The 18,269-nt window shown below is 36.3% G+C and carries 11 protein-coding genes; 1 reads left to right on the top strand and 10 read right to left on the bottom strand.

The window, feature by feature from the left end; all coding sequences use genetic code 11:
• Window positions 1-103: 103 nt before the first annotated feature.
• The 3 genes from ACM03V_RS22280 to ACM03V_RS22270 form a co-directional block, all read right to left on the bottom strand.
• On the bottom strand, window positions 104-1,633 hold the full coding sequence (locus ACM03V_RS22280; RefSeq protein WP_414622984.1) for an HlyD family efflux transporter periplasmic adaptor subunit: 1,530 nt from the start codon (window positions 1,631-1,633) through the stop codon (window positions 104-106).
• A gap of 118 nt (window positions 1,634-1,751) precedes the next feature.
• Window positions 1,752-4,829 carry a peptidase domain-containing ABC transporter gene (locus ACM03V_RS22275; protein WP_414622998.1) on the bottom strand — a complete coding sequence of 1,026 codons (3,078 nt, stop codon included), beginning with the start codon at window positions 4,827-4,829 and terminating at the stop codon, window positions 1,752-1,754.
• Window positions 4,829-5,311 carry a hypothetical protein gene (locus ACM03V_RS22270; RefSeq protein WP_414622983.1) on the bottom strand — a complete coding sequence of 161 codons (483 nt, stop codon included), beginning with the start codon at window positions 5,309-5,311 and terminating at the stop codon, window positions 4,829-4,831. The genes ACM03V_RS22275 and ACM03V_RS22270 overlap by 1 nt, the downstream gene beginning before the upstream one ends.
• A 2,099-nt stretch (window positions 5,312-7,410) precedes the next feature.
• Here ACM03V_RS22270 and ACM03V_RS22265 point away from each other — a divergent pair.
• Entirely contained in the window at window positions 7,411-8,274 is an 864-nt protein-coding gene (locus ACM03V_RS22265) for a hypothetical protein (protein WP_414622982.1), read from the top strand.
• 277 nt (window positions 8,275-8,551) lie between these two features.
• On the opposite strand, the gene ACM03V_RS22260 is transcribed toward ACM03V_RS22265, so the two are convergent.
• From ACM03V_RS22260 to ACM03V_RS22230, 7 genes are all read right to left on the bottom strand, one after another.
• Window positions 8,552-9,901: a DUF4910 domain-containing protein gene (locus ACM03V_RS22260; RefSeq protein ID WP_414622981.1), complete on the bottom strand. Its 1,350-nt coding sequence runs from the start codon at window positions 9,899-9,901 to the stop codon at window positions 8,552-8,554.
• 124 nt (window positions 9,902-10,025) lie between these two features.
• Window positions 10,026-11,363 carry a glutamate-1-semialdehyde 2,1-aminomutase gene (locus ACM03V_RS22255; RefSeq protein ID WP_414622980.1) on the bottom strand — a complete coding sequence of 446 codons (1,338 nt, stop codon included), beginning with the start codon at window positions 11,361-11,363 and terminating at the stop codon, window positions 10,026-10,028.
• 114 nt (window positions 11,364-11,477) lie between these two features.
• Window positions 11,478-12,131, bottom strand: a complete 654-nt coding sequence (locus ACM03V_RS22250; protein WP_414622979.1) for a PIG-L deacetylase family protein — start codon at window positions 12,129-12,131, stop codon at window positions 11,478-11,480.
• Window positions 12,132-12,249: 118 nt separating this feature from the next.
• Entirely contained in the window at window positions 12,250-13,041 is a 792-nt protein-coding gene (locus ACM03V_RS22245) for a sugar phosphate nucleotidyltransferase (RefSeq protein ID WP_414622978.1), read from the bottom strand.
• Window positions 13,042-13,174: 133 nt separating this feature from the next.
• Window positions 13,175-14,416 (bottom strand): methyltransferase domain-containing protein, encoded by a 1,242-nt coding sequence (locus tag ACM03V_RS22240; RefSeq protein ID WP_414622977.1) that lies wholly within the window; start codon window positions 14,414-14,416, stop codon window positions 13,175-13,177.
• 216 nt (window positions 14,417-14,632) lie between these two features.
• Window positions 14,633-16,531, bottom strand: a complete 1,899-nt coding sequence (locus tag ACM03V_RS22235) for a tetratricopeptide repeat protein (protein WP_414622976.1) — start codon at window positions 16,529-16,531, stop codon at window positions 14,633-14,635.
• A gap of 221 nt (window positions 16,532-16,752) precedes the next feature.
• Complete coding sequence (locus ACM03V_RS22230) at window positions 16,753-18,231, bottom strand: glycosyltransferase (RefSeq protein ID WP_414622975.1); 1,479 nt, start codon at window positions 18,229-18,231, stop codon at window positions 16,753-16,755.
• Window positions 18,232-18,269 lie beyond the last annotated feature (38 nt).

Genomic DNA, 18,269 nt, shown 5'->3' with positions numbered 1-18,269 from the left:
CGGGGTGAGGGCATTATCTTGAACACCCTACCCTCTACCCCTCTCTCCCATCTCCCCATCTCCCCATCTCCCCATCTCCCCATCTCCCCATCTCCCCATCTCCTCATAATTCCAATCCTCCTTTTTGCAACTTCTTAAATGGATCTAAAAGAAGATCGATCGCACGGCGCTGACGAACAATTACTTCAGCGTTTGCTGTCTGCCCTGGGTTTAAGGGGATACGGCGAGAACCATTTTTTATATAAGGCTTGTCAAGTGCAATTCTTAATTCATAAGTTTCTGGACTATTTGGAGATGTTGATTCTACTTTCGAGTCTGGAGAAATCCAAATGACTTTTCCAGGTACAACTCCATATTCTTGGAAAGGATAGGCATCAAACTTAACTTTTACCGGCATTCCGGTTTTTAATAAACCAGTTTCTTTAACTGGCATATTCGCTTTGAGAACAAAACCGCTATTTTCAGGAGCAATTTTGGCTATTCTTTGTCCGGGTTGTAACACTTCTCCGGGCTTGGTTACAGGCAACTCAAAAACTATGCCATCAATTGGCGATCGCACTATTCGCTGTTGCATCTGAATATTTAAGGAAGTTATCTCACTTGTAGTTTGAGCGATTTCGGATTTCGTCGAGTTTATTTGTCTTTGTAAATCTTTGATTTGCTCTTGAGTCTTTAACAGAGCGAGTTTTCCGGCATTAACTGCACTTTGATAACTACTCTTCTGTTCGCTTAAACGCAGTTTGGCTTGTTCAATATCAGACTGCAACTGATTCATTGTTGTCTGATAGCGATTTGTTTCTTCAGCTAAACGCAATTGAGCTTGTTTTATATCCGATTCAGATTTCTCGTAAAATCGTTTGCTTTCTTGCTGTTCTTTTCTAAGATTGTCAATTTGGGCAGCGGAAACTGCACCATCTTTTAAAAGTTTGCTATAGCGCTCGACTTGGTTTTTATCTATATCTAAACGAGCCTGCGCCGATTTACGCTCGTTAAGAAAAGTTTGAATCTGCTGTTTGGCTTGATTGACTAATGATTGTTTCTCTAAATTTTGCAGGTTATAAGTACTTTGTTTGGCATTCAGATCCTGAATAGCTTGATTAACCTGGGCTTTCTTTTCTGAAGCTTGAGACTGGTTTTGCTGCTCTTGAGTGCTAACCGTCAACTCGACTTGTTTCTTGAGCAGTTGTAATTGCGATACCTGATTTTCTAAGCCCGCCAACTTTTCTTTTGTTCGTTCTATCTCTGGCTTAACTGTATCGTTATCTAATTGTAAAATAATCTGTCCGGCTCTGACTTTATCTCCTTCTTTTACCTTCACAGCACTAACACTACCGCCAATTATGCTGTCTAATTTACGAGTTGCTCCTAAAGGTTCTATCTTTCCTCTAGCGCTACCAGTTTCATCAACTGTAGCAACCATCGAAAAAGGTAATCCAACAGCGAGAAAGCTCACAAAAACATAGAGTAAAGAACGACTCCAGACTTTTGGTAAAGCATCAAGTAGTTCCTCCGTGCCGTAGTGCAACTTTTCGGAATCATCTACAACCTCAGATGATAATTGCTCCTTTGTATCTTCCTCATAGGGAGGCGGAGTATAAACTTGATATTCATCCTTTCTCTGTGTGTTCGGCATAATCAATTACCAATTACCAATTATCAATTATCAATTCCTAACTCATAACTCCTAACTCCCCATCTCCTTGTCCCCTTGTCCCCTTGTCTCCCCATCACCCCATCTCCCAATCTCCCCATCACCCTGCTGCTGCTAATTGCTGCTGGTTGAGATAGTAATAATGACCTTTTTTGTTAATTAATTCGTCGTGGGTACCGCTTTCGATCAATACGCCTTTGTCTAAAACTAGGATTAAATCGGCATTGCGTACTGTAGAGAGACGGTGAGCAATGATTAAACTAGTACGTCCTTTAAGAATTGTTTTTAAATTGTTTTGAATTATCCGTTCTGTTTCAGCATCCAAACTACTGGTTGCTTCATCGAAAATTAATAATTGAGGATTGCCTAATAAAGCACGGGCAATTACTATACGTTGCCGCTGTCCTCCAGATAACATTCCTCCTCCTTCACCGATTTCATTTTCATAACCCATCGGAAATTGCTGGATAAATTCATCCGCTCCAGCCATACGTGCTGCTTCGACAATTTCTTCTAAAGAAGTTTCAGGGTGAGCAACACTGATATTTTCCCGAATAGTTCCACCAAATAAGAAGGTATTTTGGTCTACTACACCTACTTGGCGACGCAGGGATTTTAAGGAAATTTTAGATACATCATGACCGTCAATTAGAACTTTGCCCTCTGTCGGAGGATATAAACCTAATATCAGTTTTGACAAGGTAGTTTTTCCGGAGCCGCTACGTCCAACTACGGCGATCGTTTGCTCTGGGAGAATTTCAAAATTGAGATTTTCTAATACATTAATTTCGCTTTCTGAGTGATACCTAAATGTGACATTATCAAAGCGAATATGTCCGGCTAATTTAGAAATATGTCTGCGGGGGGATGCAAGTAAATCTTCTTCTGGTTTTGCTTCCAACACATCGTTGATGCGTTCGGTAGAAATCATAACTTCTTGAAACTCGTTCCATACTCCTGAAAGTCGTTTAAAAGGACTGATAACATTACCCATCAACATATTGAAAGCAATTAATTGTCCGATGGTAAGTTGATTCTGAATAACTAAGTACGCTCCATACCATAGCAATCCCGCACTCATGACGGTATCGATACTCCCACTAATAACTTGCAAGCGAGTACCAATAATCTGCGCTCGGAAACTTTTCTTAATTAAATCGTTTAACAGTTCTTCCCAACGCCAGCGCACTGTATGTTCGATCGCCATACTTCGCACCGAACGAATACCTGTGAGCGATTGAATCAAATAGCTATCTTGCTCGGCTCCTGCATTAAAAATCTCTCTAGACATGCGCCGTAGAATACTTGTACTTGCAAAAGCCAAGATAAAAAATGGCGGCACAATTAACAGCGTTAACAATGTCAACTGCCAGTTGTACCAAAACATTACAGCTAGATAGACAACAATGGTAATTAAATCCAAAAGTATTGAAAGTGTTTCGCCAGTTAGAAAACTCTGAATTTTTTCATTTTCTTCAATTCGGGAAGTTATATCGCCGACGTAACGCGACTCGAAGTAAGACAAAGGCAGGCTAAAAGTATGTTTGAGAAAGCCTACGAGCATGGCGACGCTAATGCGGTTGGCAGTATGGAATAATAAATATTGCCGCACCGCATTAACTACAATGCTGAAGAAACCAAAAATTAATAACCCCAAACCAATGGCGTTTAAAGTAGATATACTACCTTGGACTATTACTTTGTCTAATAATACTTGCGTAAATAGCGGCGTTATTAAGCCAAATACTTGCAGCAATATCGAAGCCATGAATACTTCAAACAATACCTTGGAGTGGGGTTTAATTAATTCATAAAATCTCCAAACGCTTCCTGTCTCTTCTTTTGCTTCTTTTAGCCCAAGTGTCGGTTGCAACAACAATGCATAACCAGTCCACTTTTCTTTAAACTCGGCATGAGGAATTTTACGTTGTCCGATCGCAGGATCGCAAACTATAACGTGCTTTTGATTGATTTCATAGACAACGATGTAATGCTTGCCTTCCCAATGCGCGATCGCCGGTAAAGACTGTTGTGTGAATTTATCAAAGCTGGCTTTTACAGGTTTGCTGGCAAAGCCAATACTTTCGGCTGCTGCTGCCAAACTTCGTAAAGATGCACCACTGCGGTTAACATTGGCAATCTCCCGCACGCGATTAACAGCCAACCGTTTACCCCAATGTCTGGCAATCATTACCAAACAAGCACACCCACAATCAGAAGCACTTTGTTGAGCAAAGAAAGGATATTGCTTGCTTAAGCGTTCCCAAATATGCTTAGCCTTGGTTTTGGGGCTGGGGAAGTAGGGTTTAGCTTTCTGTTTTTGAATTGAGCGAGAAGGGAATGGAATAATTTTGCCATCGCGAGCTTCTCCCTGAGTTTTGGGCAATATTTTACTAGTCTGCTTTCTAGAACGAAATTCACGAGGTGAGATTTGCTCCGATGGATTAATCCAGGTTATCAACTCATTCCACTCTTCAAGAGCTAACTGTAAGTTTGAACCTTTGAGACTATAGGCAATAGTTGGTTTGGTTAGTTCCCATTTTCCATCGGTATCTGTATCTTTATAAATATTCCCTGGAGTTAAAGTTAAATTTGCGCCATTTTTGAGTTCCCCCTCTCGTAGCAGCAACAATTGATTATCCTCAAATAGCTGTATGGTGCTTTCCCCAGGCTGAATACGGTACCGTTCAAATAAACACAGAGCTTTGAACATTTCCTCCGTGGAGCAACTGCGCGATAGTTGAGAATTCTGACGGCACAGCAGCAATATATCCCAAAATTCCGCACGTCTGTAAAGACGCTCTTTAACTTGAGGATATTTTGCCATTAAGCCTTGCAGTACTTCACCGCTTACAAAGCAAAGTTTTAAAGAAGTTGAAGCCCTTGCACTTAAGCTAAGAAAATTCTGCTCGCCAAATAAAGTTTGTTCGCCGAAGGATGCACCAGAAGCAACGGTTGCGATTAAATTATCCGAATCATCAAGGAGTCGAACTTTACCCGCAAGCACGATATAAATACCGGGTTTTGCTTCGGGCGATCGCCAAAATAACTTTGCTACTTTTGGTTCGATTATTTCTATTTCCTTCAAGCAGCCTTGTATATCTTGCTCTATAAGGCTTTCACCTAGAGTCGCGATAATTTTCTTACATAGCTGCTCTTGCGATAATACATCCTGCATCATTTCCCTACCTCTACCAATTCAACTGCTTGCAATTCGTAGATGCATTGCCGTTTGTTTAAAAATCCCAATTGCAACAAATATTTACATAGCGATACAACTATGTGAGTGTCAAATATATAACTATCATCCTCGTAGCTCGAAAGCTGAGGTAGAAGCTTTTTTAACCATTGAATATATTGATTATTAAAATGCTTAAGTCTACCAATTGGAAGATGACACAATTTACAAATTATGATTAAAAACCTTGAAATATTCCAGCAGAAGGACATTTGCTGAAAAAATATTAATCTTTTACAGATATCAATTTGAAATTTACTAATATCCGTCTGCAACAAAATTTCAACTCGCCGACACCATTCTACCCGTAAATCGGCGCGTAAAATTTTTAACTCTTTTCCTAACCTACACGTACTTAATATTTTGCATTGCAAGGATTTATATCCTGCAAAAACTTGTAGGAAACTGAATTGATGTGACATAATTTATATATGTTGCCGTCAGTAGTAAGGCATCGTTGTAGGTTATATCCCCGCCAAGGTTCTACAGTGATGCTTAGTTTGCTTTTCGATGTGCGACTAACCTTGGGAGTTTCCCTCTAACATTGCAAGTGTTTAGGGGGATTGCCCTTTGGTTTGTATCAACAATTACATTCTACTACGATTCAATATTTTTACAGTTTTTTCATAAAAACAAATTCCTTATTTATTTGAATAATAAATTTTTAGATTGGTTGAGTTCTAAAAACTTTGATTATCTAATGAACATTGTACGACCGCTTATCATTGCTTGTTATGCTTTGCTCTTAAAGTTTTGTATCTTGCAAGCTGAACTAAAAACAGAATCTATTTATTATTAAAACCTGTGAAGTTAGCTTCGATCCAGAGGGGTCTGAACTTTTTCTTTAGAACCTTTAGGCAGTAGCATCTAGCAATACACCGACACTTCAGACTCTATAAACATATGGGTATTGTCTTTTTGGTTTATGCAATGTGCTTTTAGTTTATAATGCCTTGCACTACTTACATAAAACCTTAAACCACTTTATATATAAAGGTTCCAGAGACTAAAAAGATATTTGATATCTTAACTAAAATTTAAACTCTTGGTTGAGTAAGAGTGCCCAAAAAAGCAACAAAAGAGAGTGATTACGGGCAATAAACAGGTTTATCGAGCTTAAAAACAATCATTTTTATTATATGCATAGGCAATAAACTATAGTTTGTAGCCAAGCCATGTCAGTCACGAATAGCTGTTATCTATGACTTATGGAAAAGCTCGTAAATTTATAAAAACTTACGAAATTACACTTACGTCTTTCTCTGCTAGCTGAAAATAGGGATAGCTAAACCGAAATACTAAGGGTGTAAATTTTTACTTTTATAATTATCACTTATCCAATGATTTTAAAGCCGCAGTTCAAATTTGAACGCTAGAAAATTTACAAAATTTAACGGCTGGAAAATCATAAATATGCCCAATCCATAGATTAAGCGGAATGATTTTCCACTGAACTTGCCGAGGCGGTAGGGATTTTAGATTCAATAACCTTCTATAGTCTTGAAACTGTATGAAAGGCAATTTTTCCTAAATAACAGCAGTTCTTGACAGATTTTTTGAACCCACCGTACTTAATAATAGATTATCGAACGTTGTGTCAAGACTCTACCATAAAAAGCAACAAGCATCATGAAAAAACCATAGTATCTTCATGAAAACTTTAAATAAACTAAATCTTAATTTATTATTAAAATTGATTGCTATTCTATAGATGGCAAATAAATAGTGGATTTAGTTAATAAGTGATTTAAACAAAGTCATCAAAATAAATAGTCGGAAATGATTAAGGTACAGATAAATATTTACTCAGCTTAATAGTTTGAAACGATAAATATTCTTTTCCTGCAAAGCAATACAAATAATATTTTTACAAATAAGTCATCTATCAAAAGACAGATATGCACTGATTAACACCGCTCATACAACATGGAAGATCGCATCTACCGTAAGTAGTAAATCCATTAAAAGTTTAATGCGTATTTTTAGTATGTAAAGTATGCAAGTAATATAAAAAGATTTCGTGTTATTTGCAAAATGGCTGTAAGTGGAGCAATTATAATTTTTATCCATGAATGATATTACTAAAGTTGATATTTACAAAACAATCACAACCAAATATAAAGCTTAATATAAAAGCGATATAAACCAATTGAGATGTAATGTCATATTAGGTTAGAACAAACACTTATAAATGTGTGAAAACAATCCGATCTCTTGTTTTAAAATCTCAGTATAAATTTCAAACTTGTTTTACCTTAACTTTACCAAATATGTTTATAAGCACCTTAGTATTGTGGTGGCGGTATCTATTTTTTAATAATCGATTGAGATTGCTATTACTTTTGAAAGAGAAGTCAAATAAAAAGATTTAAAATTTTCAGATTTTAATTTCTCTGATTGTATGATATCGGCAATAGATTAAGATAAAAAGCTGAATAATTTTCTCATTGATAACTGCTAACTGAATTGATCGAAATTCAGAACACTTGTTAATGTTGAATTTTTTTAATAAGAGGATGATATGAAAAAATATTTTGGATTGAGTCAAAGTTTTTTGATGTTAACAGCATCATGCATCGCTGGTTGTGTATTGTCAGCTTCTCCAAGTAGGGCTGCAACATTTTCTTCTTCTGAAACATCTTTGGTATTTACAGGTTTTAGTCAAAGCCCTTCAGATGCTTTTACTAATACCACTGCTAACTCTATAACAACATCTGAGGAAGGTAAAGTAGAAGCAATAAGTGATGCGACAGCATTTATCGAAACCGAATCTCCCATTGCAATAAATTCTTCTTTCAGTCTTGCGAATGGGGAAAGCAAAAACTATATGGGTTTGGCAAGCAGTAAGTCTGAGCTTAGGGGCATTTTTAACATTGAGGAAAAGACTCTTTTTAGTTTTAATTTCATTGCCAATTTAACTTTAAGTGCAGCAATCGATAGCTATCCCGGCGAAAATGCTCAAGCTAGTGGAGAGATATCGTTTGGATTATTTGATGTAAACAGAAATAAAAAATTAGATTTTTTCAATGCAAGCAGTGGTTTAACAACAACCAACGATAACGATTTTGTAAATTACAATAAACAGGGTGATATAACTCTTGACTATCCATTTACTATTTCTAACTTTGGTGGTTGGGAAGAATCTGCTCAAATTTCTGTTGCAGGTTTTTACGAAGGATATTTTGATACTAAAACAACTTTAGCTTTAGTTGCATTTACCAATAATCAAGTTAAAGTTTCAGCACCGGAGCCTAGAAACGGAATAGCTCTACTATTCTTGAGTAATACAATTCTTTTCGGTATCAAATCAAAACGACGGAGTAGGGTAATTGCTGTTGCGAACATATTTAAACAAAGGGAACAGGAAATAGGGAACAGTGAATAGTGAAAAAAATACGTTATTCAAAAATATTCGTCTTTGAGTAAGTAGGTGGGTGTAAATAAACGTGATTATATTTTGTCATTGCGACGAGGCATTCGGTTGCATTCAGCGGAGCTGCGGTTCATCGCAAGGGTTTCAATCTTTTTTACATTTCGTTACATAGTTATATTTATTGGTGCCAACCTACTTAGAACAATCTTTTTACAGCTGGCAGTTGAGCATTTTTTGATAAAAACTAAAATTACGAAACAGCTTAACATAGCGCTTTAATCATACATAATTAGAAATTTTCAAGTTCGTTTTCAGTGGAAGAAGTTAGCAAATCGTATCTTAATAATACATCGGCAGCCTGTTTAATTTCATCAAATGCTATCCCAGATTTTTTAGCAATATCTAATAAAGTATAATCACCATCAGATAAATTCAAAACCCATAAAATTGCCATTCGATTTAGCCTCCTATTTTGAGAATCAGTATCTGCTTCATATAAACCTCTTTTTCCCAACTGTGGCTCGCATTTGGGATTTTTATTGTAATATGCTTGGTTATTTTCTAGAATACTAACTATGGAAATACATTTAGTAAATGATTCTCCCAGATATTGAGGTTGAACAAAATTTAAATCATCTGCTGATGTATGATATTCCGGGAAAGAATTGTGGGGCGATCGCATTAAACAACCGACAGGTAAATTAAACCCTGGAGAGCAATATTGACGTTCATCATATCCATAAGGAAAGAAGTCAATAACTTTGTCTTGTTGATTGCTATTACTAAGAACATAGCTAACAATATTATCAATTTCGGCATCACCGCGACGGCTTTTTTTATAAGTAAAATTACCGCTATCTCCCAAACAAGTTAAGACTAAACCGTGTTTGATTGCAGAAACATTTTTTTCGTTGATTGCCAGCCAGGTAATTGAACCAATAGTTCCAGGGATAAAGATAAATCGATAGGAATAGTGAGGTGTAAATTGACTAAGATGTTTTGCTAAAAATACAGCAATTGAAATTCCAGAAAGATTGTCATTACAAAGTGAAGGATGGCAAGCATGACAAGAAATTAACACCTCATCTGTAGTTTTACCTGGTATGAAATATTCGCCATAGCTAAGATAACCGGGTTCTAAAGAGGAATCAATATAAACTTCATATTCCTCATCTTGCAACTGCAAATACTGATTGTGACTTAAGCAAAACCCCCACATCTCTTGATAATAAGAAGTTCGGTAGGGAATCCAGCCAGGATATTCTGGAATTGTAAATAAGTGTTCTTTTAGTTCGGCAAGAGAGACTTTTTTATCGACGGGAATGCTGTAATTAATTGCGTGTAGATTTGAATTAGCAAAATCTACAATTTTTTCACCTTGAGAGTTTTTAATGTAAGCATCATTTATATTCCATTCTTTAGGAACAGTCCAATCGAATACTTGAGTACCTGTAGGAATTTCATGGGTTTCCAATGGAATATGTTTTTGAATAATGTTCAATGTTTTTCTAAAGCCATTACCCGTGATACTGCGACAGATAGGATAAAGTTCGGAGATTAACTGGTAGAGTTTTTCACCTGTTTGTGATATTTCTGAATTGTTAGAGTTTTGTAAGTAAGGTAGAGTTTTTAGCTGCATATTTATGTATAAATTTATTATGACTTACGTAGCGAAAAAGTAAAATGTAGTGTTCCAGACATTGAGATCCCCCCAACCCCCCTTAAGAAGAGGGACTTTGCGTAAGTCCTGTGTATGAATGTATTTAACAATATTTTCTAAATACAGGTTTCACCGGACGACCAATCAAATAGTTTTCTATTCCATTTTCTAAAGCTTTTCGATAAACCTGCAAAGATTCATCAACTGCTGCGATAGTATTGTCAATATCTCGATCGCTATGAGAAAAACTGACTACAAGAGAAGGCATAATTAACCCTCGTTTGATGGTTTCTTGCAGGAATAAAGTTCTAAATGCTTGAGATGCTTGTTTATTTCGATCGCGGGTTGCGTAAACTAAATTACAAGGTTTACCAATAACCTGGAAGTAATCTTGAAGTTTATTATTGGCGATCGCTCCATTAATCCCTTTACGTAATCTTTCCCCTTTCTGGTAAAGTTGCTCTATTACGTCTTCTTGTCGAAAAATATTCATGGTAGCAATTGCAGCAGCTAAAGCATGGTTTTCGGCTCCGTGGGTACTAGAGAGCAAAAATACCCGCTCTTTATCGTGGTAAATTCCACCTAACTCCATAATTTCTCGTTTACCAACTAGCGCAGAAACAGCGAAACCATTTCCCATACCTTTTCCAAATGTTGATAAATCGGGAACAACACCATAATAATTTTGGGCATTGCCAGCTAACCAACGAAATCCAGTAATCATCTCATCCAAAATGAAAACGGCTCCATTTTCTTGACAGAGTTTTTGTACCTCATGCAGAAAATTGTCTGATGGATCTTCGTATTTAGCTGGTTCTAAAATTACACAAGCAATCTTCCCTGGATGATTAAGAAAAACGGTTTTAACACTTTCAATATCATTAAAATTGAATTTAACAGTCAAATCTCGAATCACTTGGGGAATGCCAGCAGATATAGGCGTACTCCCAATGTACCAGTCATTATAAGAAAAGAAAGGATGATTGCCACAAATGGCAACCATATCCCGTTTCGTGTAAGCCCTTGCCAGTGTAATTGCTGCGGTAGTAGTAGTTGAACCATCCTTAGCGAATTTGACCATTTCTGCGCCGGGAACCCAACTAAGCAGAGCCTCGGCACATTCCATTTCAATCGTTGCTGGGCGGGTAAAATTATTGCCAAGCAGCATTTGTTGATAAGCCGCTTCTACCACAGGTGCATAACCATGTCCCAAAGTGACAGCACGTAGCCCCATTCCGTATTCAATAAATTCATTACCATCAACATCCCATGCATGACAACCTTTTCCTCTCACAATAAAGCCAGGTGAGGAAACTGGAAATTGATCGTCACCTTTGGCATAAGTATGGCAACCACCAGGAATCAAAGAATGGCTTTTTTGTTGTAAATTCTTCGATTGTTTAAAAGACTGTTTATTTGAAGTCTCATTAGCTAAAGTCATATTTATTGTGCCTGTAATAAAGTTTATAAATCTGTTAATTATTTGTTATTAAAGATGGAGTGTTGCGCTCCATGAAAACTACGCTCTCTAACTAATTCCTACTCTTTATATTTCTTACAAAACAACTTTCCGACAGTGAAATGCTTCTGAATAGTTGCTTGGTGAATTAGATTCTATTCCCCGAATTCTCAAAATTGAACGAAAAGTTTCTTCCGTAAACCATTGTTTGTTATTCTGGGTTGGAAAAGCATTTAGAATATACTGAATTTTTCGACTACAGAATGCTTCATCTAAATGCACAAAGAAATTAGGAATTCCTAAGTCTCCATCATATTTAGGAATTTCATATTCCAATATTAAATGATTCCTAAAAGTGTTCCAGGTGAAGTCAGAAATTAAACGATGATCTTGGTGTCTGTCTTGTCGATAATGAGTAAAAATTAAATCGGGTGAGAAATCTTGCTTTAATTCTTCAAAGCATTCTTTTACTTCTTTACCTTGGAAAGATAAAAAGGCATCTTGAAAATTATGAATTACTACTTTCTTCTGCGATGCTTCCTTTAAAAAGGTATTACTACTTACTATTGCTTCTTGCGCTCTTTGCTCGTTGGAACTAAAAACTACCCAATGAACAGTGATGTTACTATAGTTTTCAATTAGTTTTAAAACCGTACCACCACAGCCAATTTCAATGTCATCGCAGTGGGCACCCAAACAAAGAATTTTTAATTCAGATTCTTCTGCTTTATTAAAATTAATCTTTATCATAAAATCATAAACGAGATATTTATAATAGCTGTTAAAAATTGATTTTCCTATTCCCCTTCTCTAGTAGGCAAGCGGTTAGGGGTTAGGTCTGCAAAACTTTGGATTAAACATATTATTTTCAAACAAACTTTAACTGTTGATTTTTCCAAACTTCCCAAGGTCTGTCTCCTTGAGCATACATATCATCTAGCTGTTGCTTTTCTTTAAAAGTATCCATAACCCCAAAAAAGCCAGTATATTTATAAGAAAATAGCTGTTGTTTGGCAATCAACCTTTGGAAAGGTTCAAGAACAAGTTCTTCTCCGTGATTAATATATTTAAAAACCTCTTTTTTAAAAATGAAATAACCACCATTAATCCAGATATTGCGGTTTTTAACATCTTGAATATCTTTAACTAAACCATCTTCATTCATATCAACTAAATGAAAGCTTTGGCTTGGTCGCACTGATAGGAAACTAGCAATTTTATTCAATTTATAAAAACTTTCGATGTATGTTGGTAGATGTAAGTCTGTCAAACCATCACTGTAGTTAGCTAAGAATACTTCTTCACCTTCAAGATACTTTTCAATTGCTTTAAATCTTTCGCCTATATTAGTAGTTAAACCCGTATCGACAAAGGTAATATTCCAATCTTCAATATCGCTATTAAATAGCTTAATATTTCCTCCGTTTGACAAAGTAAAATTGTTAGAGAGCCACTCATTGTAATTCAAAAAATAGCTTTTGATTAAATCGGCTTTATAACCCAAACACAAAATAAAATCTTTATGACCATAATGTGCATAGTATTTCATTACTTGCCATAGTATCGGTCGATAGCCAATATTTACCATTGGCTTAGGGATGCTTTCGGAATAGTCTCTCATTCTAGTACCAAAACCACCGCAAAATAAAACTACTTTCATATTTATTACCTTTTTATTTTTGATTTAAAAACTTATATTTTGCTTTTTTATTCAGCCTTATTCAGTTATCTTAATAGGAATTTTGCTATTATACTTTATTTTTATTGTTCTCCCCACATCCTTTTATTTAACTTTACAAATAAACTTTTATCTCTGGAATTGGCACAATAAATTTACCTCCCCAATCCCGGATATAAGCCATTTGTGACATAATTTCATCTTTCAGATTCCAAGGTAAAATTAAGAGATAATCTGGCTTTGTTTCTTGAATTTTATCTGGATGAAAAATGGGAATATGAGTACCTGGTAAATAAAGACCTTGTTTGTAAGGACTACGATCTACTGTATAATCAAGAAAATCTGTACGAATACCGCAGTAGTTTAATAGAGTATTTCCTTTACCCGGAGCGCCATAACCAACAATTGATTTTCCTTCACTTTTAGTTTTAATGAGGAAATTTAGCAATTTATGTTTAGTTTCTTTGACTTGTTCTCCAAAGCAAAAATATGTTTGTAAATCTGTAAAACCAGCAGTTTTTTCTCTAGTTTTTAGCTCTAATACTTTTTCGGTAACGGGTTGAGAATTATTTTCGTTATGACGAGCATAGATTCTTAAAGAACCACCGTGAGTTGGCAATTCTTCAACATCGAAAATAGTCAAACCATGATTTGCAAATATTTTTTCAACAGTTAGGTAAGAAAAGTAAGAAAAGTGTTCGTGATAAATTGTATCAAACTGGTTTTCCTCCATTAACTTCATCAAATGGGGAAATTCCATCGTAATTACTCCCTGGGGTTTAAGAATAATTTTCATCCCTTTAACAAAATCATTGAGATAGGGAGTGTGAGCTAAAACATTATTACCCAGCAATAAATCGGCACCTACTCCTTTCTCAACTTGTTGCTTAGCTGTTTCTTCTCCGAAAAATTTAACAACGGTGGGAATACCTTTTTTGATTGCTACCTTAGCAATATTTCCTGCTGGTTCAATTCCTAATGTCGGTATATTTTTAGCAACAAAGTATTGCAACAGATAACCATCGTTGCTGGCAATTTCTACTACCTGACTTTGGTTATTTAATTTGAAGCGCTCAACTGCCATATCAACGTAATTTTTGGCGTGTTGCAACCAGCTATTAGAGTAAGAGGAAAAATAGGCATAATCGCTAAATATATTTTCAGGAGTAATATATTCTTGTAGCTGCACTAAAAAACATTTTTCGCAAACATAAGCGTGTAATGGGTAAAATGCCTCCATTTGATTTTTCTGCTCTGGTTTGCGATAGCTTTCACAAGGTGGAGACATCCCTAAATCTACAAATGTATGCTGTAATTCTGTACCGCAAGATAAGCAATTTCCTTGATGTTTTTCCATTGTTAAATGAATTAGTTATGTTTTTGATTTGAGGGAATAGGGAATTAGGAACAGGGAATTAAATATTAGTTGTGGAACATTCGAGAGATTAGAATTAAATAAGTGAGTCGGCAGAAATAAACATAGCTATATGACAGAACGTAAATTAGTATCAAAGTCTCACCCCTACTCTCTACTCCCTCGTCTTAGTTACAATTTTCAACTAATACCTACTTATCAAATATTAAGAGCGATTAAATTAGAGGCTATGACTACTTTAACAGCAAGTGCATCATCTTGAGCGAGCCTGTTAAATAATTTGGCTACCGATTGAGAAGTTCTATCAATTTTCAAAGCTGATTCAATAATGGTTAGCGTACCTTGCAAATTATTGTTCTTTAACGGAATAAAAGCATGAGCTAAACAATAATTGAAGTTGTTGATGCGAGCTTGGGCTGTAATTTCTGCACGGTTGTTTGCAGGTAAATAGCTATCTGAAATTTCGATGGCTTTTTGAACTTCTATTGCCATATCTCCAGAATTCCAGCTATAAGAAGTTTCGCTATTAGAATGAACGCGAAAACGAGCTAAAATACCTGGCTCGTACCACCAATCACAAAAAGCAGCAATGCGTTTGTGAAGCTCCCAATCATTAATATGAGGTATTTCGCAACTATATCCTCCCAACTGCTCGTGAGTTGTTCGACGAATTACCAACGCAGGTGTCATGACTAAACCGGAAACTCCAATACGCGATAACCAATCTTTTAGAATCCCCTTTTGTTGCTTGTACATCAAGTTAATTTCTCCGAGGATTCGGGCTTTACTGTTTTCGTTCATATATTCATAGCCACTACAAGCTGCTCCCACACTATCGGGACAATCTTTAAGACTCTGCTGAAGTCGGGAATAAAAGCCGGCACAAACTGCGTCGTCATCATGTAAAACGTGAACCCACTCACCTCGACTCAACGAAATTCCCATATTCATGTTGTTGGTAGCTCCAATATTTTCTGAATTACGATAGTAGCGAACTATTCCTCCTGCTAAAGCATCGATCAATTCATGTATGGATGATGTACTGGCATTATCTATTACTATAATTTCCATATCTGCTTCCCCAGTCCACTGCAACAGCACGCTTGCAAGACATTCAAGTATGTAATCGGTGCGATTGTATACCGGAATCGCAACAGTCCAAAAAGGTCGTGGTTTCTCCGCTTCCCTCACACGTGGAATTGCCGGAAACTGGTAAGCTCCAACTTGTACTTTATCTTGAGGGATCGAAGGAGTTGTCTGTATGGGGGAACTTTGATGAGTTTTAATAGCTTTTGCATAGTGGGGATTGAGTAAAGTCAAACCCTGACGATATATTGAAAGTGCTTCGGTTAGATTGTTTTGGACTTGATAAATTTGACCTAAGCGATTGTAAATATCCCAGTTTTGGGAATTAAGTTTTAAAGCTTGATTGTAAAATGCGCGAGCTTCTGCAAATTCTTCTTGTTCCTGCAATACTATACCTAAACTGTAATAAAGCTCCCAATTACCTGGATTTAAGACTATAGCTTGCTGATAATAGGCAATTGCGTTGTTCAAATCTCCTGCTTGCTTGCGACCAAGACCCAACTGATGATTCAATTGAGAATAGTGAAGTCGTTTATCTTCTGAAAGTTGACCTTGAGCGTATAAAGCATTCCCCAAGTTCACGTAGGCTTCCGTGCAGTCTGGTTGAATTTCCAGAGCTTTTTGATAAGATGCGATCGCCTTCTCCCACTCACCCAATTTTTGTAAAGCATAACCAAGGTTGTTGTGCAGTGGTGCGATATTACAACCCGCAGCTAAAGCCTTTTCGTAAGCATCTACAGCGGCCAAAAATTCTGAAGCAGATTGATAGCAGTTTCCTAGAGCAAGCCAGTTTCTAAAGATGTTTGGCTGTACTCGTACTGCTGCTTCTAGAAATTCCTTGGCATTTTGAGACTCACCTTTTTGCAGTGTCAGCAAACCCAATCCATGTAAAGCATCAGGTTGAAGGGGCACAATTTCTAATATTCGTCGATATATCTGTTCTGCTTGGTTTAACCGATTTGCAGAATAATGTTGAGATGCTGTTTTTAAGGCTTCAGAAATGGTTGCCATTGTTGAAATTTTATATAAAAGTTAATTACTCATATCCCCTTGGAAGATTAGCAAGCTTAGGGAGCAGAAAGTAGGGAGTAGGGAGTAGGGAGTAGGGAGTAGGGAGTAGGAAGTAGAGAGAAGAAATTACATTAGCTTTTTGGGTTTTATATGTTTACTACTTACCTATATAACTGTTCCCTGTTCCCTATTCCCTATCCAAACGAAATGTTAAACGAACTTCACACAGGTGTATCTACCTTCAAACCTTCTAAAAGCAGCCTAGAAACTATTTCATCCCGTAAAGCAGATAATTCATCTTGTTTTAACCAAGAGAATAACTTTGTTACGGATTGTGGGGAATTTTCAATTTTCAGAGCTTCTTGTATTAAAAGAAGTGCGCCGGATGTTTTGCCAGCTTTTAAAGGGATTATGGCATTATTTAGACAGCACGCAAAGTGATAATGCCTAGACTTTACACTTATTTCATCAGATAAATATTTTTCTGAAACTTCTATGGCTTTGCGAATATCAGTTCCCTTTGAACCTGAAAGCATAGAATCTGTTGTGATATTTTGAGAATGTTCGCGATAACAAGCTAAGATTTGCGGTTCATACCACCAATCATAAAAGGCAGTTACCCGCTTATAGAACTCCCAGTCGCCAGTATAATTTAGTTCTGGTAAATATCCTCCTAAATGTTCGTAAGTCGAACGACGTACCACCACTGCGGGCATATTCAATGGATTTGTTATCCCAATTCGTTCCGCAAAATCTTTGATAATTCTTGGCTCATGTTCGTAAAGTTGCTGAGTAAAAATCACCTTTCCCTGTTCGTTGACATTTTGATAGTTGGTGAAAGCTGCTCCCACAGAATCTGGAGATTCTTCTAAAGATTGTCGAAGACGATTGTAGAAACCAGGAAGCACGTAGTCATCATCGTGAAGTAAGTGAATCCATTTTCCTTTACTCATCGCAACTGCTGTATTAAAATTCCGATAAGCTCCCCTATTTTCGTTGTTGCGATAGTAACTAATAATACCTATACCCAGTTCGTCAACTAAATCTTTCAGAGGAATAGGACTATTATCATCAACAACCACAATCTCCATTTCTTCTTTGCCATTCCACTGCGTGAGTATACTTACAAAACACTCAAGTATGTAATTAACTCGTTCGTTGTTGCTGTAGATGGGAAGCACAACACTCCAGAAGGGGCGCTTACCTAATTCTTTTGATACTCTTGGAATTTCAGGAAATTGATAATCGCTGACAGATACTTCTCCTTGATGTTCGGGTGGAGTCACCGAAACTGTTTTTGAAACTTCTAAACTTGTTCTATTTTTTAAAACTTCAGCATAGCAAGGATTTATTAAACTAATGCCTTGACGATATGCTGAAATCGCATTTTGTAAACTACCTTGTTGTTGATAAATTTTTCCTAATTGCAGATGAACTTCACCATCATTAGGATTTATCTTGATTACTTTTTGATAAAAGGCGATCGCACTTTCTAAATCTCCTTGAGTTTGATGCAAACTAGCTAAATTATATAAAGCTTGTAGGTGTAATGGTTGTTTTTCGAGAACTTGATGATATAGCTGTTCGGCATCTGCCAAACGATTACCTAGTTGATGTTTAACAGCAAGTTCAAGAATTGCATCTGTTTCCAGTTGTTGCGAATAATTAAAATTATATTCAGAAAGTTTTTTAGTATTCATATTTAATTTTAAAATTAAGTAATTTAATTTAATTTATT

It is taken from the genome of Calothrix sp. CCY 0018, from assembly GCF_963920925.1.
Classification (GTDB): domain Bacteria; phylum Cyanobacteriota; class Cyanobacteriia; order Cyanobacteriales; family Nostocaceae; genus Rivularia.
The sequence above is the reverse complement of the archived record's forward strand: the minus strand, read 5'-3'. Positions and strand labels throughout refer to the sequence as shown.